The sequence below is a fragment of the Hydrogenoanaerobacterium sp. genome (genome assembly GCF_032017025.1).
GTDB lineage: Bacteria > Bacillota > Clostridia > Oscillospirales > Ruminococcaceae > Hydrogenoanaerobacterium.
Genome location: NZ_DALZQO010000013.1, coordinates 58457 through 81888, shown reverse-complemented (window position 1 = coordinate 81888; position 23432 = coordinate 58457). Strand labels below are relative to the sequence as shown.

Below are 23432 nucleotides of genomic sequence, written 5' to 3'. Positions count from 1 at the left end.
GTTGCTTGAACAATTTTCTTATTAAATATTTGTCTAACTTTTTGGGGTCAGTTCATGTGCGGATGGCTCTGTTTTTTATGAGATAACAAAAAGCCTGTCAGCTTAGATTTAAGCTGACAGGCTTTTCTATACAGCGGAAGTCTTTTCTCCCACACAAAATTACAGCTGATTGATGAGGTAGCGCATGTAGTTTACAAAGTGCGAAAATACAATGCCCGGCTCCTGCAAATCGGGGTTCCAACGTTTCACCCACTCAAGGCTAACAAAGCCCTCATAGCCATGGTCGTTTAGAATCTTTAGTGTATCAAACACCGGAACATTACCATAGCCCATCATACGGTACTGCACATTGTTTGCATCTCCAATGGAATCTTTGACATGCACGTATTTTACCCACTGCCCAATATTCTCGTAGGTTTCGGCGGGGGGCTCCTCAAAAAAACGATAAGGGTGGTGGATATCCCATAAAACACCTGCGTTTTCGGCAGTGATGTCGCTCATAAACTCGCGCAACACCTCAGAGCTGGCCAGTTCGCCGTTGGTTTCAATCAGCGGTGAAACATTCTTAGAAGCTGCGTACTCGCAAAGCTGCTGGTACCGCAGCTTCCCCTGCTCCAAATCCTCACCCTCTACCGGCTCGGGGTGGCTTGCAATCATCACACGAATGTATTTCACGCCAAGCTTTGCGGCAAGATCAACATAATCCATGGCCTCTGCCATTGCCTCTTCGGCATTGCCTATGCCAAGCGTAGCACCCGAGGTAAGCATGCTGATTTCAATATTGCCGTTTTGGCTCTTCTGTATGGTTGCATCTATGTTTTCGGGCAAAAATGGCTTTGCCTTGGGAGCGTACATCTCTTTGCCCACACCCCTGACTTCAATGCCGTCCAAACCCAAATCCTTTGCAGTTGCAAATATTTCATTCCAAGACCATCCCGGACATCCCAGTGTTGAGAACGCTAATTTCATAGGGTTTCCCTCCTGTTTCTTTTGATGGCAGTGGTTTATTCCTCAGAGGTATCGGTAACCTCCTCCGGTTTTTTATTTACATAAAGATAAACCACGTCTTTCTCTTTGGTAACATTATCTCCGGGCTCAAGACTGGTTTTAATAACCAGGCCCGGTTCTGCATTTTCATCTTCTTGAGTAATCACGTCATAATAAATATTCATGCTTTCAAGGGTACGCAGTGCAAGCTCTAGCGTGCTGCCCACCAGATAGGGCATTTTTGTAACCTGCGAGCCCTTGCTGACATATAAAATCACCGAGCCCTTGTTGAGCATTGGAACCTCTGCTGAGGGTGATTGGTCGTAAATAACACCCGCGGGAATATCATCCTCATTGTACTCTTCTTTAACAATAAACGTATATTTTTCCTGATATTCCGGATTGTTCATCACCTTCTGCAAGAACTGACCCGAAAAATTTGGTACAGGCGTGCCTTGTGTTTCTGGCTCTGAAGGTTCATCCAATGACGATTCCATATCAGACGACGGCACCGATTCGGTGGATTTGTTCATCGACGGCTTGATCACGGCAAAATAGACTATGACCATAACCGAGCCGAGTGCTATCGAGGTGTAAAGCATTACACGCAGCGGAAACGGCCAGTCTCTAATTCCTTTGCGTCTGCTCTTTTCGGCAGGCTCTTCCGTTTTGCCATATTCTCTGGCATCAAAAATGGCGGTATTGGAATCTGTTGCTTCAAGCAGACCTGCAACCAACTTTTCAACATTTTGCGTCCGCTTATCTGCTGCAACCAGCATCGCACTGTCAATTGCGTCGGAGACATTCTCAGGTATCGAATGATTTAACATATTTGCGGGATAGAGCGAATCTTTTTGTTTCCGAATTTCTGCAGACAGCGGCATTGTACCGGTAAGCATACGGTAAAGCACCGCGCCGGCCGCATAAACATCTGTCCATGTCCCCTGCCAGCCGTTTGCAGCATATTGCTCAGGAGCAGCATAGCCCTCAAACAATTCACAATCCAGCTCACTGTAGCCGGTTCGCACTGCAGAAACACCAAGCCCTGACAACCACAGCTTACCCTTACTGTCAACCAACAAGGTTTCGGGTGAGATACCGCGGTGAATGGCACCTTTTTGATGCAGAGTGGTAAGCGTCTTCAGCAGCGGCATTATCATTGGCTTTGCCAGCGGCCAGCTGATTTCGCCACCGTTTTCGAGCAGATATTCGGCTAAGGGCACAGCTTGTATGTAGCGGTAGATCACATAGGCTGTTCCATTTTCAGCAAAAATATCAAGTACAGGCATAATACCGGCTGCTTTTTCGCATAACTGCCGAATAAGCCGCGCATTTTCCATAAAATCATCGCGCAAAGCTTTGAACTGTGCTTCCCTGCCGTTCTTTGCAGTAACGCTGCCGTCTGATTCATTTCGGCTTGCCAGCGTAAGCGGCAGATATTCGCTGATCATAATCTTGAGATCCTCCTCAAGATCATACCCGATGTAGGATGCGCCCTCACCGTTATGCCGCTGCAGCTTACCAACAAGGTAGCGCCCGGCTAGTTCGGTACGGGGCGGCAGAAACTCTCTGCTAAAATACTTGCTGCTCTGGTAACCGCAATGAGGACATTTCCCCTCGCTTGCCAAAGCGGACATGCATCCTACACAAAGCCTCTGCTTATCACTATTTGTCAAACCTATTCACACTCCCGATTATAGAGTTTTATTATATCATAGTAGTTTATCAATTTAAAAATCTAAAATTAAGTATAAGTAACCTATTTTATTAGTATACCATTTTCTTAATTTTTTTGCCAACTATGAAAAACCTTAATCGGAAGCAATTTTTTATGAAATTAACGTGTAAATTGCACAAATTGAGAATTTAAGCAGTTTCAATGGCAGCGGCATTTTGCAAATTTAACATTTCAATTGCATTTTCACGCATTCTGAACTTTTGTATTTTACCGCTTGCAGTCATCGGAAAGCTATCCATAAAGCGGACATAGCTCGGTACCTTATGACGCGCCATATGTGCGCGTACATGCGCTTTGATCTCATCCTCGGTGATACTGGCAGCTTCTTTCAGAATGATACATGCCATAATCTCTTCCCCATAGCGGTCACTCGGCACACCAATGACCTGTACGTCTGAGACTGCGGGGTGGGTGTAGAGGAACTCTTCAAGCTCTTTGGGGTAAATATTTTCGCCACCGCGGATAATCATATCCTTAATGCGTCCTGTAATCTTGAAGTAACCATGTTCATCCATGGTGGCAATATCGCCCGAATGCAGCCAACCGTCTTTATCAATCGCCTGTGCGGTGGCTTCTTCCATCTTATAGTAACCCTTCATGGTGTTGTAGCCACGTGAGCAGAACTCGCCGGGTGTGTTGCAGGGCAGCTCTGCACCTGTTTCGGGGTCGACAATTTTTGCTTCGACAAATGGCATTGTCTTACCCACAGTAGAAACACGGCGCTCAATGGAATCGGTCGTGGTGGTCATTGTACACACGGGTGATGCCTCGGTTTGACCGTAGGAGATGGTAACCTCATGCATACCCATTTCATCGACAACCTGCTGCATCACCTTGACGGGGCAAGGAGAGCCCGCCATAATGCCGGTGCGCAGGCGGGGAAAGCTATAGTTTTTGAACTCGGGATGCTCCAGTATGCCAATGTACATAGTAGGTACGCCGTGAAAAGCGGTGCATTGCTCATTCTGTAGGGCATTCATCACCTTAATGGGGCTGTAGGCATCTATGGGAACCATGGACGAGGAATGTGTTAAGCACGCCATAATTGCAAGCACCAGACCAAAGCAATGGAAAAACGGAACGGTTATGCACAGCTTGTCGTCATGGGTAAAGTTCATGCAGTCGCCAATGGATTTGCCGTTGTTTATAATATTAAAATGTGTGAGCATAACACCCTTGGGGAAACCTGTAGTACCCGAGGTATACTGCATGTTGATGACATCCTGCGGGTCGAGCGCATCACCGATCATATACAGGCTGTCGTCGCTGATCTTTTTGCCGACATGGAACAGTTCATTCCAGTGCAGCATACCCGGTGGAGTCTCTTTGCTGCCTGCATAGATAACGGTTTTGAGAAACGGCAGCATAGGGTCTTTGTATTCACCGGGCGCACTGCCCGCCAGAGTAGGACAAATCTCGTTTATAATGTCAACATAGTCGGCATCCTTAAAGCCATCAATTAGAACCAAAGCCTTGGTGTCAGACTGACGCAGCAGGTATTCAACCTCAAACACCTTGTAGCTGGTGTTGACGGTAACCAAAATTGCACCAATTTTAGCCGAAGCAAACAAAATAATCAGCCATTCGGGCACGTTGGTTGCCCAAATTGCAATTTTGTCACCCTTGCGTATCCCTAATGCCAAAAGCCCTTTTGCCACCCGGTCGCACTCCTCGTTAAACTCTTTCCATGTACGGGTGTACTCCCGATCGGTGTATTTAATCGCCTGATCGTTTGGATATTTACGTGCTACTTTTTCGAGCTGCTTGCCCACTGTAATGGATATTAACTCATTCACAAGCAAAACCTCCTGCATTTCTAATTTCGTTTGATGGCCCGGAAGGCGAAACAGCTTATTTGCAGGTGCGCATACGCAAAAAAAGGCTTTCGTCCTCATAAATGAAGACGAAAGCCATACTTCCGCGTTACCACTTCGTTTGCACAAAATTGTGCCACTCTACCGAGTCCTAACAGACCCGCTTTCCTGCTATCGGTGGAAATTCCGTTCAAGCCTACTGGGCACAAAGCCTTTGGGTTGACCACTCGGGGGTGAGTTCACCGGGTAATTTCTGCTGCATTTCAGCACCTGCAGCTCTCTGTGAGAAACAACTTCAGTTACTATTCCCTGTCATCGTGTTAACTTATTATTTTGCAATGATATTATATTAGCAAGCTTTGACAGAGTTGTCAAGTACAATTTGTAAGCTTCGCAGTAGGCCTCGCCGAAGCGTTTATGCTTTACTTGGAAATTTTATCAACAAGGCAGAGGATCTCATCGATCTTTTCGTCGGCATTATCCGCCTGCACCGCCTCTTTTACGCAGTCGCGCATGTGGGCGCGAAGCACCTCGCGGCTTACCTTGTGCAGAATCGATTCGGTAGCAAGAATTTGGTTGGCAATATCGATGCAGTAGCGGTCGTCGTCCACCATTTTTAGTATTCCGTCAAGCTGACCGCGCGCTGTTTTCAGCAGCCGTATCACCTTTGCTCTATCCGCTTTCATCGGCTTCCTCCCTTATTGAATTCCTATTACGGTGTAGCCCGCATCGGTAATCAGTTTGGTGAGTACAGCGTCGGGCACATCTTTTTTCAGTGATACCACTGCGTTTTTACCCTCTAGGCTTACCACTGCGCTTTCTACCTCCGGGAATGCGGTGAGCACCTGCTCAACTCTGCCTGTGCAATGGGAACAGGACATGCCCTCAATATGAATCGTCTTAGTCATTATTTTCTCTCCTTGTTCTATTTTTATATTTTTTACTGAATTCCCAGTGGGAATAGCTTTGGAACTGTGATGGAATTTAGGCTTAAACAGCTTGAGGCGCAGTGCATTGGTTACCACGCACACCGAGGATAAGCTCATAGCGGCAGCGCCAAACATCGGGTTGAGCTTCCAGCCCAGCAGGGTGAAAAACACGCCCGCCGCCAAGGGGATACCGATTGTATTGTAGATCAGCGCCCAGAACAGGTTTTGCTTGATATTACGGATGGTCGCCTTTGAAAGCTGTACGGCTGATACCGCATCCAACAGGTCGCTGCGCATTAGTACGATATCGGCCGACTCAATTGCTACGTCGGTACCGGCGCCAATGGCAATACCCACATCGGCTCGTGCCAGGGCGGGTGCGTCGTTGATGCCGTCGCCGACCATGGCAACCTTTTTGCCCATTTCTTGCAGACGGCGCACCTCGCGCTCTTTATCCTGCGGCAGCACCTCAGCAATGATGTTGGTAATGCCAACCTGCTTTTGAATCGCCTGCGCCGTCTTAGCATTATCACCTGTGAGCATTACAACCTCGATACCGAGATTACCAAATTCCTGCACCGCGTCACGACTGGTGGGTTTGATAACATCTGCTACCGCAATGATGCCGAGCAACTGGTTGCCCCGCGCGAAGTAAAGCGGCGTTTTTCCATCGGATGCAAGTGCGTCTGCCGCAGCGGAGAAGTTGCCGAGTGCGACGTTTTGTTCTTGCATCAGCTTGAGGTTACCTGCGAAGTAGTGTATGCCGTCCAGCTCAACGTCCAGTCCTCTGCCCGCAAGTGCGGTAAAGCTATCTGCCTTGCTAAGCTCTAGTCCGCGGTTTGCTGCTTCCTCCACAATGGCATCAGCAAGCGGGTGCTCCGACGGTTTCTCAATGGATGCAGCCAGACGAATCAGCTCGTTTTCCCTATTATCTGCCTGCAAGCCGTCGGCACATACAATATCGGTTACGCGCGGCTTGCCTTCCGTAATGGTACCGGTTTTATCCAAAACAACGGTATCGATGCTGTGCGCAATTTCCAGCGCCTCGGCAGATTTAATCAAAATGCCGTTCTCGGCACCTTTTCCGGTTCCCACCATAATGGCGGTAGGGGTTGCCAGGCCGAGTGCGCACGGGCAGGAAATAACCAGCACCGCAATACCGATGGACATAGCAAACTCAAAGCTAGCACCAACCAGCAGCCAGATAATGACCGCGAGAATGGCAATACCGATGACAATGGGGACAAATACACCGCTTACCTTGTCGGCAAGCTTGGCGATAGGTGCTTTAGACGCGCCTGCTTCCTCCACCAGCTTGATGATTTGTGCCAAGGCGGTATCATCGCCTACCTTTGTGGCTTTAAACTTGAAGAAGCCGGATTTGTTGATGGAGGCACCGGTAACCTTGTCGCCCACCTGTTTTTCGACGGGGATACTTTCGCCGGTGAGTGCGGATTCATCGACGGCGGTAGCTCCCTCCGTGATAACGCCATCCACCGGAATGCTCTGACCGGGCTTTACAATGATGATATCGCCGATGACGACATCTTCTACAGGTATTTCGCTTTCGATGCCTTCGCGCTCTACCAATGCGGTTTTAGGCGCCAGATTGACCAGTTTTGTAATCGCCTCGCTGGTTTTGCCCTTGGAGCGTGTCTCAAGAAATTTGCCCAGCGTAATAAGCGCCAGTATCATTGCGGCTGTCTCAAAGTACAAATCCATCGAATAGGTGTGGACCATATGCATATCACCGTGTCCCAAACCCCAGCCAATCTTGTAGATCGCATAAATGCCATAAACAATGGCTGCAGTCGAACCGATGGCAATCAGAGAATCCATGTTCGGTGAGCGTCGCCACAATGTTTTAAAGCCCACACGGAAGTATTTTTCATTTACGTATACGATGGGCAAACAGAGTAAAAGCTGTGTAAACGCGAAGGTAAGCGCATTTTCCATCCCGAGAAAGAAGTTGAGCAAAGGCCAATTCATCATATGCCCCATTGAAAGATAAAACAACGGAATCATAAAGACAAACGACACTATTGTGCGGAGCTTCATGTTGGCAAGCTCCTGTGCCATTGTATCATCGGGTTTTGCTTTTTCACGGTCAGTAGATTTTGCGTTGTGTACCGACGCCCCGTAGCCCGCGTCTGCAACCGCCCTCTCAATGATTGCTGCACTGGCTAAGGCTTCGTCGTAATCTACTGTCATATTATTGGCAAGCAGGTTAACATTAACACTGTGTACTCCCTCAAGCTTTGTAACCGCTTTTTCAACATGTGCAGAGCATGAGGAACAGGTCATTCCTGTTACATTAAATTTTTGGTTCATACTGTTTCCTTTCTATACACCCCCCAAGGGGTATAGTGTATTTTTCTATATCATACTGCAACAGTAGAAATTTGTCAAGTGCTTCTTTTAATATTTTTTGTGTAACATGTAGTATTATACCCCACCCTTCTTTTTCAAATATAAAAACCGGAGGCTGTTTTATCAGTCTCCGGTTTTTATATTCAGTTTAATTGTAGGTTAAGCTTTGTTTTCAGGCTGCCCCTTAAAGTACATAAACAGCTGACACTTGATCATGCCATTGTAAAGCTTTCGGCGGCGATCGGCCCCCGAACCAAACAGTTCTTCAAACTGCTCGTCTGGGCTGATGACATAGTAGTTGAGGAACTTGCGGCGTTCAAACACTTCGCCCATTGTTTTATAGATTCTCTGCGCGTCCTTAACCTCAAGCATGCGTTCACCATAAGGTGGGTTGGTGAGAACAGTAGCACGAAGCTCATCGGTTCGGAAATCGGAAATATCCTGCTGCGAAATCTGAAATCGGTTCGCCACTCCGGCTTTACGTGCATTTTCCTGTGCCAGTTCTACCGCAGCGGGGTCAATATCATAGCCGTAGCCTCTGAATTCAGCCTGGCGGTCAATCTGCTCCAACGCTTCCTGACGCACTGTTTTAAAAGTATTGTCTGAAAATACACCCCAATACTCGGCAGCAAAACGGCGGTTGATACCGGGCGCAATATTGAGCGCATACAGTGCTGCTTCAATCAGCATCGTGCCCGAACCACAGAACGGATCGTACACCAAACTGTCGTTTCGAATGCGCGCCAGGTCAACGATGCCTGCCGCTAAAGTCTCTTTAATTGGGGCAATATTCGAATTTTGGCGGTAGCCGCGTTTATGAAGCCCCGCGCCGCTGGTATCGAGCAAAACGGTGACAATATCTTTTAATATAGAGAATTGCACCTGCACTCTGCTTCCTGTTTCTTCGAACCAGCTTTGATTGTATTTGCTTTCAAGCCGTTTGACAATCGCTTTTTTTATGATTGATTGGCAATCGGGAATACTGTGCAGCTTAGAATTAAGTGCCCAGCCCTTAACAGGGAATGCATCATCCTTACGGATGTAGTTTTCAAAATCGAGGGACAGCACACCCTGAAATAGCTCTTCAAAGCTTTCCGCACGAAACGAACCCAATACAATCTGTACGCGCTCGGCGGTTCGCAGCCAGATGTTTGCTTTTGCCACGTCGGCGAGATCCCCCACAAAGGTGACCTTCCCGTCGGTAACCTCGATGTTTTGAACTCCCAGTTTTTTTATCTCCGCAGAAAGTACACTTTCTAACCCGAAGATGCAAGGACAGGCAATCTTAATTTTACTCATGGTTCAACTCCTAATTCGGTAGGGCAGATTTTGTTTCAAACCTGCCGGCGTATAGTCTTGTTCTATGACATAAAGTACGGTTTTCGCTGCAAATGCAACGAAAACCGTACAAAGCATACAATCATCTATGACTTTTCCAGTTGATTACTGGGAAAGGAGACATTGGCAGCTGCCGTAAAAACAGCTCACCAAAGCCTATGCTGTAACAGCGTACCCTTTGGGTATGCAAGCAATTCCGTTTTGTAAATGGAATCGCTGTAAAGCGAAGCCGCCGGTTACTCGATTTTGGGTTCAATCAAACCGTAATCTCCATTGTTACGTTTATAGACAACGTTGATCTCATTATCTTCGCAATTGCGGAACATATAAAATTCGTGCCCCAACATATTCATTTGCAGAATCGCTTCATCAATTGCCATAGGCTTCATGGGGAATTTTTTAATCTTCACCACGTGATATTCAGCAACATCCTGTTCAAGCAGATCTACCTCCGAGGAAGTAAACGCCTCATCACGTACACGTTTGCCAAGCTTTTGCTTGTTTTTTACAATCTGGCGGAATAGGCTATCAACGACTGCATCAAGCGAATCGAGCCTGTCTGCGGTAGTTTTCTCGCAGCGGAAGAACATTCCCTGTGATTGTATTGTTACCTCGACAGTTTCGCGCTCATGCTCATTGGTAACGACAACTGTTGCCTTTGCATCGTCTGAGAAGAAACGGTCCAGTTTGCCTAGCTTTTTCTCGCAGCGCTCCTTAAAGGAATCTCTTACAGTAGTCTTTCTCGCAGTAATGGTAATGTTCATAACTTCAGCCCCTTATCTATTTGAATATCCCTTTCGGAAAGCGGACAACGTCCGCCGGAAGGTCGGACAAGAATTTGTGCGTAAACACTTTGACGCACACTTCCGCTACAAATAGCAGTATTGAACTTGCATAAATATCTTGTATCTATTATACCACAATCTATGCAAAAATACAAGCGGTGGTAGAGGCTATTTTACATCCCCGTTTATGATAACCAGTTTTGGCTTTGCGTAGACCGAGAGCGGATCACCAAAAAACAGAACCAAATCTGCGTCCTTACCAACCTCGATGCTGCCGACACGGTCGTCAATGCCGCAGATTTGAGCAGGATAAATGGTAATCGCTTTGAGTGCCTCGTCATAGGGCATCCCTCCGCGAACTGCAATACCGGCGGAAAGCGTGAGGTACTGGATAGGGAGCTCGGGGTGGTCGGTACAGATGGCGGTTTTCACCCCGTTTTTTGAGAGCACGGCGGGGTTGTCGAGCGTCTGCCCCGCAAGCTCGGGCTTTGTACGCGAGTTGATGAGCGGCCCTACCACAGCACTAGCATGTGCGTTGGCAAGGCGCGGTGCAAGGGCGTGCCCGTCTGTGCAGTGAATGAGCACATAGTCAATGTCAAACTCCCTGCAAATGCGCATTGCCGTACAGATGTCATCGGCACGGTGTGCATGGATATGCGCCCTAATTTCGCGCCTAAGCAGCGGAATCAGCGCCTCGCACTTGAAATCAAACTCCGGCTCGTCCAGATCTTCATCCTCCTCGGCTGCCTCTTTATCCTCCATATAGCGGCGGGTTTTGGCTAGCTGCTCGCGGATAAGAGCTGCGGTTGCCATTCTGGTGGTAGGCGTTTGTCCTTTGGCGTGATAGGTCAGCTTTGGGTTTTCACCCAGTGCAAATTTCATTGCGAGGTTTTCTTTAATCACCATATCATCGATGCAGCAGCCCTTGGTTTTCAGCGCGCAGATACGCCCCGCAATGGGGTTTGCACTGCCGGGTGCAACCACAACTGTGGTCACCCCGCCCTCCAATGCCTCAGAAAAGCTGCGTTCAATGGGGTTAATCGCATCAATGGCGCGCAGGTGCGGCACACAAGGGTCGGTATCCTCGTTTCCGTCATCTCCTTCAAAGCCCAGCGAATCTTCCCACATACCGATATGGCAGTGTGCATCCACAAAGCCGGGGTAAATGCCCGCGCCTGCCGCCTCAAGCACCTCTTCACCCTTTATAGGCTTATAATCTGCCATATCACCTACCTCAGCAATTTTAGTCCCCTCGGTACGGACATAACCGCAGGCGATAGGCTCACCCACCATTGTAAAAATTTTACCGTTTATGATAACCATAGCTTCTCTCCTTGATAAGAAAATGAAGCGTCTGAATCAGACGCTTCAATCTGTTTTAAATTATCTTTGACCGCTCCTGCGGCCACCGTTGCCGGTGCCGCGCTTGACATCGGTATACTTTTTCAGATCAGACATTTTGTCATCGCTGGCCTGCTTAAATTTGTTCATCATATCTTCAAAGGACATGTTATCGTTCTTGCGGGAAGAAGACCAATCGAAGCTGTCTACCCTTGGACCGTCGCGTCTTGGCGGTGGCGGTGTTGGTGGCAATGCTCTTTTAATGGATAGGCTCACCTTGCCTTCCGGAGAAATAGACAGAACTTTGACCTTTACCATCTGATTCTCTTTGATATAATCGGAAATTTCATTCACATAGGTAGTTGCAACCTCTGAAATGTGAACCATTCCGGTTTTTCCTCCGGGCAACTCGACAAACGCACCGAATTTTGTAATTCCGGTCACTTTGCCCTCCACAATTTTTCCTACTTCAAGCTGCATATGAAAACATTGGCCTCCTTAAAATTCTATGTCCTTTGGTCAGCTCCCTGACGTGTCTATGTAAATTGTCTCATCAGGATATGCATAGCCGTATTCATCCTTGGCAAGGCGCTCGACATATTCTTCGTTATCACTCGCAAGCAACCGCTCAATTTCTTTGTTTTCCAGCCGTTGCTGGTCCACTTGTTGCTGCAGCATGGCAAGTTCGAGCTGGCGGTCTTTGATGTCAAACTGCTGTTGGATCATCATATAGACAACATACACCACAAACACGCAAACAGCAAATTTAAGCAATCTTGCTTTGCCGTTCTTTTTTTCTTTTGCCTTTCGCATCGGGCGCATCACCTCTTTTTATCTTCCCTTGCTGCTTACCGCGATGAATCCGCTTAACACATAAATTATACACTAAAATGCCGCGCTGTTTCAAGCTATATTTCGCTTTTGCACGAACTTTTTTTGCGTTAACAGCCATTTTATTGGTAATTTTACCAGTTTTGCGTGCTAACCAAATAAAAAGGCGTATAAACGGGCGCAGGAACACGCGGTAAAGCAGCCTTAGTAAAGCTTTCATAAAGCGAATAATTATTTTGGAAACACTCATGACCAGCGCACCCAACGAAAAATAATAAATTGTGGCGCCGAGCAGCTCGCCAATTACCAGAAACACGCGCACATGCCCGTTCACCGCAGAAAGCGAGAACAGGAATGTAATAATCGCACAAATCACAAAATAGGAGATATCCTCCAGAAAGATAATAACACTGCTGTGATGAATTGCAAGTCGAAATATGCGAAACACATCATAAAACAAGCCCAGCGCAAAACCAAGCGCAAGGGACTGCAAAAACACGATGGTCTGGGTGTTTACCTCGATCATTCCCTAGCCTCCTACGACGCTGCTTGTTTTCGATTAACGAAACAGACGCGCAAACAGCCCGCCGCCGCGCCGCGGTACGTCGTTGGTATAGATAAGGGAGTGTATTTCGCCTTCGACATTCAGCTCGCCCGTATCGACATTCAGCTTGTTGATATGCAGGCTATCACCCTTGACCGTGAGCTCACCCATATCGGTGAACAGCACCACCGTTTCTTCATCAAAGCTGTCGATATCTTCAACACCCGAAACGGTGAGTTTGTGGCGATCTTCCAAAATAACATTGTGCGGCATTTTAACTAATTTTTTATCCTCAGGCATCTTCAATTCCCCCTGTATGATGGTTTCACTATCCATACAGCGTATGCCCGGGCAAGTGGATTTATGACAAGCTGCACCGTTTGCCGTCGTTATTCCACTACGACATAGTGAGTAGAAGCATTTTCTTTGGTGGCATATTCACTTACCTTAAGAACACGCACCTTGAGCGGCCTTGTGCCGAGATTAATTTCGATAATATCGTTTTCCTTGACATCGTAAGAGGCACGCTGCACCTTGCCGTTTACTGAAATTCTGCCCGCATCGCAGGCCTCGTTTGCAATGGTGCGGCGTTTGATAAGCCGTGTTATTTTTAAATATTTATCGAGACGCATTGTTATCCTCCTTTTAAAACAAATAACCGGAGTCCAATTTATTCCATTGTATCAAAAAAATGGGAATGCAGCGACGCACTCCCATTTTAAAAGCTATTCAAATTGTGCGCTAAAACTATTTTGCAACAGAATCTTTCAGAGCTTTACCTGCTTTGAAGGAAGGCAGTTTGGATGCAGAAATCTTCATTTTCTCTTTTGTTCTGGGATTAATGCCCATTCTCTCACCGCGAACTTTTACTTCAAAGGTGCCAAAGCCAACCAGCTGAACTTTATCACCATTCACAAGAGCCTCTGTAATAGTGTCAATAACCGCTGTAACAGCTTTCTCGCTGTCTTTCTTTGTTAAATCTGCTTTCTGGGCAACCATGCTAATCAGATCTGTCTTTGTCATTTTAATAGCCTCCGTTATTTTAAGAATTATTGAAACAGACTTGGTAATCTAATCTGTTGCTAACATTTTTGCTTTTTTCCAAAGCTTATCCAATTCCTCAATAGATGAGGATTTCATGTCAATCCCCTGCTCATTTGCCAGTGCTTCTACCTTTGCAAAACGCGCAATAAATTTTTCGCAGGATTGTGACAGGCTTTCCTCTGCATCTGTACCAATGAACCGTGCTACATTTACCGCTGAAAACAGCAGGTCGCCAAGCTCCTCGACGCAATTCGCTTTGTCTTGCTGTGCAATCGCCTCACTTAGCTCCTCAACTTCGCTGCGTAAATCTATCATTGCCCATTGAACATTGGGATAATCGAAACCTGCACGCGCCGCGCGCTGCTGAACCTTTGCGCTACGCATAAGCGACGGCAACGCCTTAGAAACACCCTGTAATGTCTGTGCAAAGCTTTCCTGTCCTTTTTCTTTTTTCTTAATGGCATCCCAGTTTTGCAAAACTTCAGCTGAATCATTTACTTTGACATCCGAAAAGATATGCGGATGGCGAAGAACAAGTTTTTTGCAGATACCGGTACAGACATCATCAAAATCAAAGGCTCCCTGTTCCTGTTCCATCTCGGTGTGGAACACGATTTGTAACAGAACATCACCCAGTTCTTCTTTGAGTAGCTCCACATCTTGTGTATCAATCGCTTCGCAAACCTCATAAGTTTCTTCTACAAAGTTTTTGCGGATTGACTGGTGCGTTTGCTCCCTGTCCCACGGACAGCCCTCATCGGATCGCAGAATCTTCATAATACGAATCAAATCCTGCATATTGTACCGATTTTTTACTGTAAAATCAAGTGCCAATTTGTTCACCTAAATTCTTTCCCCCAAAAAGGAACTCCTATTATATTACCTTATCAGTCCTCTTTTTTCAAGTGTTTTTACGATTTTTTCGCCGTTGGGAAGCATTAAAATATCATCTTTTACGATTGCATGCAATAAAAACAGGCAAACAACATAAAAAACACCTGCAATTGTGATTGCAGCAAGGGTTGAGAGGGTTTCTCCAAACACTTTTGTAAGCAACCCGTAGGTCACCCAAGCACAGATTCCGCACAGAACAGCAGCCAAAAGCGGCTTAAAAAAAGTTTGCACCAAGCTGATTGAGGTTTGTGCAGAGCGGCATAGGATCGGTACCGAAAAAAGCAGTATAAATGCGTAACAAATGAGCGTACCGTAAGGGGCGACCTGAATGTTGATGTTAGGGTCTGCGATAAAAATGTAATTTGTGGTTAGCTTGAGCACGCCGCCAATGAGCATAAGCTTTACAGGCACATTTACTTTACCGATTGCCTGCAGCATGCTGTTAACCGGCGTTGCAAGCGAAACAAACATTACCGCAATGCCAAGGATACGCAACATAGGAACAGCGATCTGCACCGAGGCTGCTTCCCCCGGGTAAAGCAGCATGAGAATCGGCTGCGCAAGCGCAAATAACCCGCAGCCGGCGGGAAATGCCACCATAGAAGTAATGCGCAGCACCGATTCAATCCCGCGGGTAAGCTCATGGCGGTTATGGGTGGCCCATGCGCTTGCAATAATGGGCAATGCACTAACGCCAAAGGTGGTGGTAATGGCGGGCACCAGATTAAAGATCGTAACCGCCATGGTATAGGTACCATAGAGAAAGTTCGGTATCCCCGAAATTTCCATCGCGGGGGGAATGGCACCGCTGTACATGCCCAGAATCACTGTGGAGTCTTTAGTAAGTGCCGTAGAAAGGCGGTTTGTGATAGAGCTGATATCGATGATGGTTGTAATGTTGAGCACCAGTGAGCCAAGGCAAACCGGTACGGCAATGCGTATCAGCCGACGCATCAACACACGTCTGCTTGCCGCCTCAGGTGAACGCTGCAGCTCTTCGTGCGTAATACCATCCCCAACAATATGGTGCCGCAGCCACAGGTACAGCGTACCCAGAATGGTGCTTGCAGCAATACCTGCAATTGCACCCGCCGCCGCAAACGGCAGCACATCAAGGCGCGCACGTTCCATGCTTGCACAGGCTCTGCCAAATACAGTGCCTAGCTGCTCATATTCCGCTAAGCCCTTCTGCATCATATAGGTTGCAAACCACATGCCGAAAACCAGCTTGCCTGCTGCCTCAACAACCTGAGACACCGCAGTGGGGTACATATTGCGCAGCCCCTCATAGTAGCCGCGAAACGATGATGTAAGGCAAACAAACAGGATGGCGGGAGCCATAACAGCAACGGCATAAAGTGCATCTTGGTTCTTGTTAAACTGGACATATGGCTTTGCACCAAAAAACATAATAAGCGTACCGAGCGAGCCTGTTATGAGAAAGGCCAGTGTAGAAAGGTGATGAATACGGCGTACGTCGCGAAAGCGGTGCGCTGCCGAGTTTTCCGCCACCATCTTGGCGACTGCCACAGGGAGCCCGGCTACAGACAGCGCATACAGTGTGTTGAAGAGCCCGTACGCTATATTAAAATAGCCCATACCGGTTGCACCAATGATATTTGTGAGGGGCATTTTAAACAGTACGCCAATCACCTTTACCAACACGGTAGCAGCCAACAAAATCATGGCGCCCTGCAAAAATGTCTGTTTCTTTTTGGCTGACATGCAGGCACTCCCCTTTTCGTCAATATATTCTTCCTTTTATGTTATGAAGTGCGCCTACTGTTTATGATTTACAGTTTTCTGATAGATATGAGAAAAGGCACCGCTTGGGTGCCCTTTTTTTAAACTTTTTATGTATTACTCTTCTGTTTGCGTTTCTGCCGCGGGTTCTTCTGCAGGTGCATCTGCATAGATTGGTTCAGTAGCCGGCTCCATTGCCATTTTTGCACCGCATTTTGCACAGTAGATCGACTCTTCATCGTTTAATGCGCCGCACTGAGGACATTTTACCGAGCTTCTAATCTCGTTGATTTTACTCGCGATTGCATCAAGCTGTACCAGCAAGCTGTCAATTTCACCAACACAGATATCGATGAGTTCCTGATTGTCTTCGCCGGATTTATGAAATTTGTAAACAAATGCACCCAGCTTCTCATAGGTTTTTTGAATCTCACCGTTAAGCTGCATGCGGCTCATCTTTAGTTTTGCCAGCTCAACCGCCTCACCTGTTTTTTTACCCGCCAAATCCACCAGATTTTTAGCCTTGCCGAGGAATTCGTCAAATGTATCCATACTGATATCCTCCTGTCAGATCTTGTGTTGTTATGATGCCATTATTATATGCTACCGCTACAGGCGATGCAATAGATGCACCATAGAATTCTTGAATTATTTACAATCGAAGGGATGAACAGCATAAAACTCGGCTATTTTGTTTTTACGGGCGAGAATTTCATCAAAACGGCTGATATACTCATAGGGGTATTTATAATTAAATACACGGTTGATGAGTTCACCACCCGGCTCTTTCAGCTTAGAAACACCGCCCGCACCGAGCGCTACAATGGAGTGCGTTTCATCCATGATATAGACGTTATACAGTCCCTCGCTGCCATTCTTACAATAGCCTACATTTTCCATATTATCCACCGTGTTCTTTTGACGGTAGAGGTAATACGGGTGATACCCCGCCGCTCCAAAGCTTTCGGATGCATAGCCGAGCATCTGTGTAACTGCCTCGCTCTGAGCACGGTAAGCCTTGTCTGCTTGATCGGCAAGGGTGGCGGCACGTTTTACCGAAAGGGTATGCAGTGTAATGTTTTCGGGGTTAAGCCCCAACACCTGATCGAGTGTAGAACAAAAACTTTCCACTGTGTCAGTGGGCAACCCTGCAATCAAATCCATATTAATGTTGGTGTGCCCCATTTTTCGTGCAAGGTGAAATGCATCCACCGTTTGCTGCGTGGTATGCCTCCTGCCAATGGCATCCAGTACGCTGTCGTTCATGGTCTGCGGATTAATGCTGATGCGTGTTGCACCGTATTCCTTAAGCACACGCAATTTTTCCTCGGTGATGGTATCGGGGCGCCCGGCCTCGACCGTGTATTCGCGCACCGACGGAAAATCAAAGCATTTGTTCACCGCCCCCATCACCTGGCGCAGCTGGTCGGCGGTAAGCGCCGTGGGCGTGCCGCCACCGAAATAGATGGTCTCGAGCTGCAAGCCGTCAATTCTTCCGAGCACCTGTGCAGTATACTCGATTTCACGAACGAGGAGGTCGACATATTCCGGCATTAATTTTTTTGTTTTTTCGATAGAATGCGACACAAACGAACAGTAAAGGCAGCGCGTAGGACAAAAAGGAATGGAGATGTACAGGCTGTAGAAGTTCGGCTTAGATAGCTTGAGCACCTGTGCTTCCCGCCGCGCGGTGTTCATCATCAGGTCTATTTTCTGCGGTGATACCAAGTATTTTTCTGCAAGCGTGCGCCTTATTTCATCGTCGCTTAGCCCCTGCTCATGAAAGCGGTGTACAAATTTAACCGGGCGAATGCCTGTGAGCACACCCCATTTAAGCTGAATACCCGTCATGGGGGTGAGGATACGGTAGAGCATGACAGCAAATACACGTTCACACTCGGCGTCGTAGTTGGGCAAGCTGTTGCACACCGTATCGCATGCATTTTCACTGCTGCCGTCTAAACTTACCGCCACCAGCAGTTCCGTTGAGGCCTCGCCCTTCACAACCTTGGTATAGATAAAATCCTCGTTCGTATTGGGCTCACCTGTTTCCACCGGTAACTCTTTACCGTGAAAAAACATGCGCACCAGCGATTCTACCTCATATTTATAATCGTGCCCATCAATAAAAATCTTCATTGCGTTTTAACATTCCTATATATTCATTCTGCCTGCGTTCCTGCTCCATAGTGGTGGAATCACCGTGGCCCGGGCGAACTTCATAGTCACCGGGCAACGCCGCGAGGCGGTCAACCGAGTGCAGCATTGCATTAAAATCGCCGCTGTAAAGGTCGCAGCGACCAACATTGCCTGCAAACAGGGTATCGCCCGAAAACAGCTGGTTACCACATAAATAACACACGCCACCCGCGGTATGGCCGGGAGTGAGAAGCACCTGAAAGGTAATTTCATCCATCACAACCTCGTCGCCATCTTCTACGAGCCGGTCGGCACTAAACAGTTTGTCCATCATCTTCCAGATATAGCGCTTGCCATACATCGGCATGGGGTCAAGAATGATTTTGTAGTCGATGCTGCTGATGACTACTTTTGCACCGTAATGTGCCTGCAGCTGCTTTACTGCACCGATATGATCATGATGCGGATGGGTAATGAGAATATATTCGGGCGTATAGCCGCGGTTCTCGATGAACTTGATAATCGTTTCCGCGTCGGACGCGGGGTCAATAATTGCACAGCTGCCAATATCGCTTGATACGATATAACAGTTGGTCTCAAGCTCACCGAGCACAAGGGATTCGATTTTCATATCATTCACTCCTTCATAAACCGGCTTACTGCCGCCTGCGGATTACCCGCGCGCGGCACCCGCCATAATATCATTTGTATCTAAAACAATGGTAACCGGGCCGTCATTTTTAATGGAAACCATCATATCGGCACCAAATCTTCCGGTTGCGGTTTTAATACCCCGCTCGCCTATTTTTGCAATAAAGTGCTCATACAGCGGTATTGCTTTTTCGGGGCGTGCCGCCGCAATAAACGACGGGCGCCTGCCTTTTCTGCAATCTGCACACAAGGTGAATTGCGAAACTATAAGCATTTCACCGCCGATGTCGAGCAGGCTGCGATTCATCTTCCCATCTTCATCTTCAAAGATGCGCAGGTTCACCGCTTTTTCGGCAAGAAAATCACATTCTTTTTTGGTGTCCTCCTCAGTGATACCGAGCAGTAGCATGATGCCCTGCCCAATTTCACCGACAATCTCATTTTCTATGGCAACGCTCGAATGCGTTACTCGCTGCAAAACCGCTTTCATTCTATACTCCTGTCTGCTGTGTTCGGATATTTTCCTCCGGTCTGTGATAGCTCTGCTTACTGGGTCGCCCTTTCCACCGAGATTACACCCGAGATTTTGCCAAAGGTATTGATAATGTTGGAGAGCTGATCAACACCCGAAATACCCAGTGTAATTTGGATGACAACATGACTGTCTTTTGCTTCACGGGCATTGAGAGAATGCATTTGAATGTGCATGTTTGCAAGAGCGATGCTGATATCTGCAATAAGCCCTTGTCGATCGGTAGCGTAAATTTCAATGGTCGATTTAAACGTCTCTTTAACTGATTCCGCCCAGTGAGTACGCACCCAACGGTCGCGCTGAGCCTCATCCTGCATTGATGCAAGCACGTTGACACAGTCGCGTTTATGGATGGAAACACCAAAACCACGTGTTACAAAGCCTACGATATCGTCGCCGGGCAGCGGGTTGCAGCAGCGGGCGAACTTAACAAGGCAGCTGTCCAGCCCCTCCACAATAACGCCGCTTTGCCCTTTTTTATCTTTTTTCGGTTTGACTATCGTTTTGGGGTCAACCTCAGGCGCACGGTAGGTACGCTGAAAATCATCTTTGATGCGCGGCATGATGCGGGAAAGCGAGATGCCTCCGTAACCAATTGCCGCCATAAAATCCTCAATACTGGGGAAGTGCTGGCGTTTGGCAATGGAACTTATAAATTCTTTCATCTCGGCATCGGGCAGGTTGATATAGTTGCGCCTAAACTCGCGCTCCAACTCGGTTTTACCCTCTGCAATGTTTTCGTCACGGCGCTCTTTTTTAAACCACGAACGAATTTTATTGCGTGCTTCACTTGTCTTCACCAGCTTAAGCCAATCGCGGCTGGGGCCTTGCGTGAGGCTTTTGGAAGTGAGCACCTCAACAATGTTTCCGGTTTTCACCTGATAATCAATGCTCACCATACGCCCGTCCACCTTGGCACCAACCATACGGTTGCCAACCGCGGTGTGAATGGCATATGCAAAATCGATGACGATAGCACCCGCAGGCAGACAAATAACGTCACCGCGTGGAGTAAATACAAATACCTCTTCGGGGGCAAGGTCGGTTTTGATGGAGCGGACAATGTCCTCAATATCCTCCGATTCCTGCTGTACCTCCAATAGCTGGCGCACCCATGCAAGGCGCTCCTCCAACTTATCTTTACCAGAGACGCCCGCCTTGTATTTCCAGTGGGCCGCAATGCCGTATTCGGCGGTGTAGTGCATATCCCAAGTACGAATCTGTATTTCAAAGGGGATGCCCTCTTTATCGATAACCGTGGTGTGCAGGGACTGGTACATGTTGGGCTTGGGGGTGGAAATATAATCTTTAAACCGGTTGGGGATGGGACGGAACATATCATGAACAATACCCAAAATATTGTAACACTCAATTACTGTATCCACAATTACACGCACTGCGTAGATGTCGTAGATTTCGTCCATGCTTCTGCCGTTCATGTACACCTTGCGGTAGATGCCGTAAATGCTCTTTACTCTGCCTTCAAGGTGAATTTTTTTGCCGTCCTCTTCCACCACGCGTTGATTAATGCGCGCTTTAATGTGCTCTATAAATTGGCTGCGTTCATCCTTTTTCAGATCGAGCATGTGTTCAATCTCTTCATAGGCGATAGGATCAAGGTATTTTAGTGCAATATCCTCCAGTTCTTCCTTAACTGCGCGGATACCCAGACGATGAGCAAGCGGAGCGTAAACCTCCATTGTTTCAAGCGATTTGTCACGGCGCTTCTGGTCGGGCATAACGGAGATTGTACGCATATTATGCAGCCTATCTGCCAGCTTGATAATAATAACGCGCACATCTTTTGCCATAGCAAGCAGCATTTTGCGCACATTCTCAGCCTGCTGCTCCTCTCGTGACGAAAACGGAATCTTGCCCAGCTTTGTCACGCCGTCCACCAGCAGAGCAACGTCCTTGCCGTACTGTTTCTCCAGCATTTCCAGCGTCATGGAGGTGTCTTCCACCACATCATGCAGAAGCGCTGCTACAATGGTGTCGGTATCCATACCCAGCTGCACCAGAATTTCGGCAACATGAACCGGGTGCATGACATAAGGCTCACCCGAAACCCTGCGCTGCCCCTTATGTGCCTCTTTGGCAGTCTCATAAGCGCGCGCAATACACTCCACATCGTATTGCTTTCCGGTTTTTTCTATTGTAGCAAGCAAACCTTCAAATGCCTCTATTTCGCTTTTGTCTCTGTCGCTCATTCATCTTTCCTCCTTGCAGGGGCGCCCCTGCTGGCTTCTCGGGCATGGTATTATCCTTTTACCTGGCCATGCACCGAGCAACAAATGCAGTTATAATGCTTGCAAAATCTTAGATTGTTCCAGGTCGATCTTGCCGTTTACTGCGCAAAGTGTAATAGCAACACCAAATTTTGTATGTAGGCAACGAATCAGCCCCATCTCCGCCATCACATCGAGAGCCAGCCGCAGCTTACAATAGCCAATTTGCTGCGGCGCCAACTTGCAGTACAGCACCTCAAGGTCACCGCTATAGCCCTTTTGTTCGCGTAGCCAACGGTAAATCACCGCGATATCGTTGCGTGTGGGCACATTGCGCTCCCTTGTCTCTTCACTCCAGCCTTCGCGGCGACGATAGCGGTCGTACTGCTGTACCCCATCAAACAGTGGGGCCTGATTAATGCCCGTTGGGCGTATCGTTTTGATTTTTACCGAAACGCGCTCCTCGTTGTTATATACATTTACATCACAGTTGGCAGCGATATCAATAGTATCACCCACAGCGTAGGCAAAACGCTCCTGCGACATACCAAAATAAACTGCATAAAAGCTTTGTCCGTCCTTGCGCAAGCGAATGCGAATATGCCCGCCGTCGCTGCCCATAGGGTAAATAGCCTCAATCTGCGCCCCAAGCACAGCAAACACAGGCGTTTCATTGTCTGTACCAAACGGCTCAAGAACCGTAAGCTTTTTCAGATTGTCAACCGTAAGCTCCTGCGGAGAAAGCTCACGGTCAATTTTTACGGCCATGACAGGCATTGAATCAAAGTCATTCTTAGCGTCTGTAAGCAGTTGTTCTTTAAAATTGGCTATCTGTACAGTATTCAGCGAAAAGCCCGCAGCCAGCGTATGGCCGCCGTAACGGGTAAGGTGCTTACCGCATTTCGCAATTGCATCCACAAGCGAGAAGCCCTCAATGCTTCTGCCCGAGCCGCGCGCCTCATCCCCGTCAACCGAGATGAGCAGACATGGTTTCGCATAGCGCTCCATTATTTTAGAGCAGACAATGCCAATAATGCCATGGTGCCACCCCTCGCCGGAAAGCACGAGTAAACGTTCATACAGTATTCCGGGGGTTTTCGCTATTTCCGAGGAAATATCTTTGAGAATTTTTGCTTCTATTTCCTGCCGAGCCTTATTCTGCTCGGTAATCAAGGCGGCAAGCTCCAGTGCTTCCTCCTCATCCTCACACAGCAGCAGGTCGACAGCCTTTTGTGTAAAGCCCATTCTGCCCGCCGCATTGATGCGCGGTGCCAAAATAAAGCCGACATTCTCACAGGTAATGCGCTTATCGAGCAGACCCGAAACCTCCAACAAAGCGCGCAGGCCTACGTTATCGGTGTATTGCAGGCGTTCTAAGCCGTAGCGGACAATGGTTCGGTTTTCACCGGTGAGCGAAACGATATCCGCAATGGTGCCGATACAGGTCAGGTCGCCGTAATAATCAAGCAACTCGATACCGTCGCCGCCCTCAAGCGCACAGATCAGCTTAAACACAACACCCAC

The 23432-nt window shown here is 47.7% G+C and carries 22 protein-coding genes and 1 other annotated feature; all 22 genes read right to left on the bottom strand.

The annotated features are described in order from the left end of the window. Positions 1 to 159: 159 nt before the first annotated feature. Positions 160 to 969 (bottom strand): sugar phosphate isomerase/epimerase family protein, encoded by an 810-nt coding sequence (locus RTV33_RS09460; RefSeq protein ID WP_312643719.1) that lies wholly within the window; start codon positions 967 to 969, stop codon positions 160 to 162. A 35-nt stretch (positions 970 to 1004) separates the two neighbouring features. After that, positions 1005 to 2663: a protein kinase domain-containing protein gene (locus tag RTV33_RS09455; RefSeq protein ID WP_312643717.1), complete on the bottom strand. Its 1659-nt coding sequence runs from the start codon at positions 2661 to 2663 to the stop codon at positions 1005 to 1007. 190 nt (positions 2664 to 2853) lie between these two features. Further along, the gene (locus RTV33_RS09450) at positions 2854 to 4521 is read right to left on the bottom strand and encodes an AMP-binding protein (RefSeq protein ID WP_312643715.1); all 1668 of its coding nucleotides are present in this window, start codon (positions 4519 to 4521) and stop codon (positions 2854 to 2856) included. Between the two features lie 100 nt (positions 4522 to 4621). Next, positions 4622 to 4864: a binding site (T-box leader), on the bottom strand. A gap of 97 nt (positions 4865 to 4961) precedes the next feature. After that, positions 4962 to 5225 carry a metal-sensing transcriptional repressor gene (locus tag RTV33_RS09445; RefSeq protein WP_312643713.1) on the bottom strand — a complete coding sequence of 88 codons (264 nt, stop codon included), beginning with the start codon at positions 5223 to 5225 and terminating at the stop codon, positions 4962 to 4964. 12 nt (positions 5226 to 5237) lie between these two features. Then, on the bottom strand, positions 5238 to 7799 hold the full coding sequence (locus RTV33_RS09440; protein WP_312643711.1) for a heavy metal translocating P-type ATPase: 2562 nt from the start codon (positions 7797 to 7799) through the stop codon (positions 5238 to 5240). Between the two features lie 198 nt (positions 7800 to 7997). Beyond that, positions 7998 to 9137 (bottom strand): class I SAM-dependent RNA methyltransferase, encoded by a 1140-nt coding sequence (locus RTV33_RS09435; protein ID WP_312643709.1) that lies wholly within the window; start codon positions 9135 to 9137, stop codon positions 7998 to 8000. Between the two features lie 275 nt (positions 9138 to 9412). Next, positions 9413 to 9940: a ribosome hibernation-promoting factor, HPF/YfiA family gene (hpf, locus tag RTV33_RS09430; RefSeq protein WP_312643708.1), complete on the bottom strand. Its 528-nt coding sequence runs from the start codon at positions 9938 to 9940 to the stop codon at positions 9413 to 9415. A 189-nt stretch (positions 9941 to 10129) separates the two neighbouring features. Next, positions 10130 to 11284 carry an amidohydrolase gene (locus RTV33_RS09425; RefSeq protein ID WP_312643706.1) on the bottom strand — a complete coding sequence of 385 codons (1155 nt, stop codon included), beginning with the start codon at positions 11282 to 11284 and terminating at the stop codon, positions 10130 to 10132. Positions 11285 to 11344: 60 nt separating this feature from the next. After that, positions 11345 to 11782: a S1 RNA-binding domain-containing protein gene (locus RTV33_RS09420; RefSeq protein ID WP_312643704.1), complete on the bottom strand. Its 438-nt coding sequence runs from the start codon at positions 11780 to 11782 to the stop codon at positions 11345 to 11347. A gap of 39 nt (positions 11783 to 11821) precedes the next feature. Further along, entirely contained in the window at positions 11822 to 12115 is a 294-nt protein-coding gene (locus RTV33_RS09415) for a septum formation initiator family protein (RefSeq protein WP_312643703.1), read from the bottom strand. After that, positions 12069 to 12659: a spore cortex biosynthesis protein YabQ gene (yabQ, locus tag RTV33_RS09410; protein WP_312643701.1), complete on the bottom strand. Its 591-nt coding sequence runs from the start codon at positions 12657 to 12659 to the stop codon at positions 12069 to 12071. The genes RTV33_RS09415 and yabQ overlap by 47 nt, the downstream gene beginning before the upstream one ends. Positions 12660 to 12692: 33 nt before the next feature. Continuing rightward, the gene (gene yabP / locus RTV33_RS09405) at positions 12693 to 12977 is read right to left on the bottom strand and encodes a sporulation protein YabP (protein ID WP_312643699.1); all 285 of its coding nucleotides are present in this window, start codon (positions 12975 to 12977) and stop codon (positions 12693 to 12695) included. Positions 12978 to 13066: 89 nt separating this feature from the next. After that, a complete protein-coding gene (locus RTV33_RS09400; protein WP_312643697.1) occupies positions 13067 to 13309 on the bottom strand; it encodes an RNA-binding S4 domain-containing protein in 243 nt (80 codons plus the stop codon). A gap of 115 nt (positions 13310 to 13424) precedes the next feature. Next, complete coding sequence (locus RTV33_RS09395; RefSeq protein WP_278320597.1) at positions 13425 to 13718, bottom strand: HU family DNA-binding protein; 294 nt, start codon at positions 13716 to 13718, stop codon at positions 13425 to 13427. Positions 13719 to 13748: 30 nt separating this feature from the next. Then, complete coding sequence (gene mazG, locus RTV33_RS09390; RefSeq protein ID WP_312643725.1) at positions 13749 to 14519, bottom strand: nucleoside triphosphate pyrophosphohydrolase; 771 nt, start codon at positions 14517 to 14519, stop codon at positions 13749 to 13751. An 81-nt stretch (positions 14520 to 14600) separates the two neighbouring features. Then, complete coding sequence (locus RTV33_RS09385) at positions 14601 to 16340, bottom strand: polysaccharide biosynthesis protein (protein ID WP_312643696.1); 1740 nt, start codon at positions 16338 to 16340, stop codon at positions 14601 to 14603. 135 nt (positions 16341 to 16475) lie between these two features. Next, the gene (locus RTV33_RS09380; RefSeq protein WP_312643694.1) at positions 16476 to 16910 is read right to left on the bottom strand and encodes a zinc ribbon domain-containing protein; all 435 of its coding nucleotides are present in this window, start codon (positions 16908 to 16910) and stop codon (positions 16476 to 16478) included. 96 nt (positions 16911 to 17006) lie between these two features. After that, entirely contained in the window at positions 17007 to 18497 is a 1491-nt protein-coding gene (gene hemZ / locus RTV33_RS09375) for a coproporphyrinogen dehydrogenase HemZ (RefSeq protein ID WP_312643692.1), read from the bottom strand. After that, positions 18481 to 19128: an MBL fold metallo-hydrolase gene (locus RTV33_RS09370; RefSeq protein WP_312643691.1), complete on the bottom strand. Its 648-nt coding sequence runs from the start codon at positions 19126 to 19128 to the stop codon at positions 18481 to 18483. Before RTV33_RS09370 ends, hemZ begins: the two co-directional genes overlap by 17 nt. A 42-nt stretch (positions 19129 to 19170) precedes the next feature. Beyond that, positions 19171 to 19638, bottom strand: a complete 468-nt coding sequence (gene dtd, locus RTV33_RS09365) for a D-aminoacyl-tRNA deacylase (RefSeq protein WP_312643689.1) — start codon at positions 19636 to 19638, stop codon at positions 19171 to 19173. A gap of 56 nt (positions 19639 to 19694) precedes the next feature. Beyond that, entirely contained in the window at positions 19695 to 21890 is a 2196-nt protein-coding gene (locus RTV33_RS09360; RefSeq protein WP_312643688.1) for a bifunctional (p)ppGpp synthetase/guanosine-3',5'-bis(diphosphate) 3'-pyrophosphohydrolase, read from the bottom strand. Positions 21891 to 21980: 90 nt separating this feature from the next. Continuing rightward, positions 21981 to 23432 (bottom strand): DHHA1 domain-containing protein (locus RTV33_RS09355; RefSeq protein WP_312643687.1); only part of this gene is annotated, 1452 nt, incomplete at its 5' end.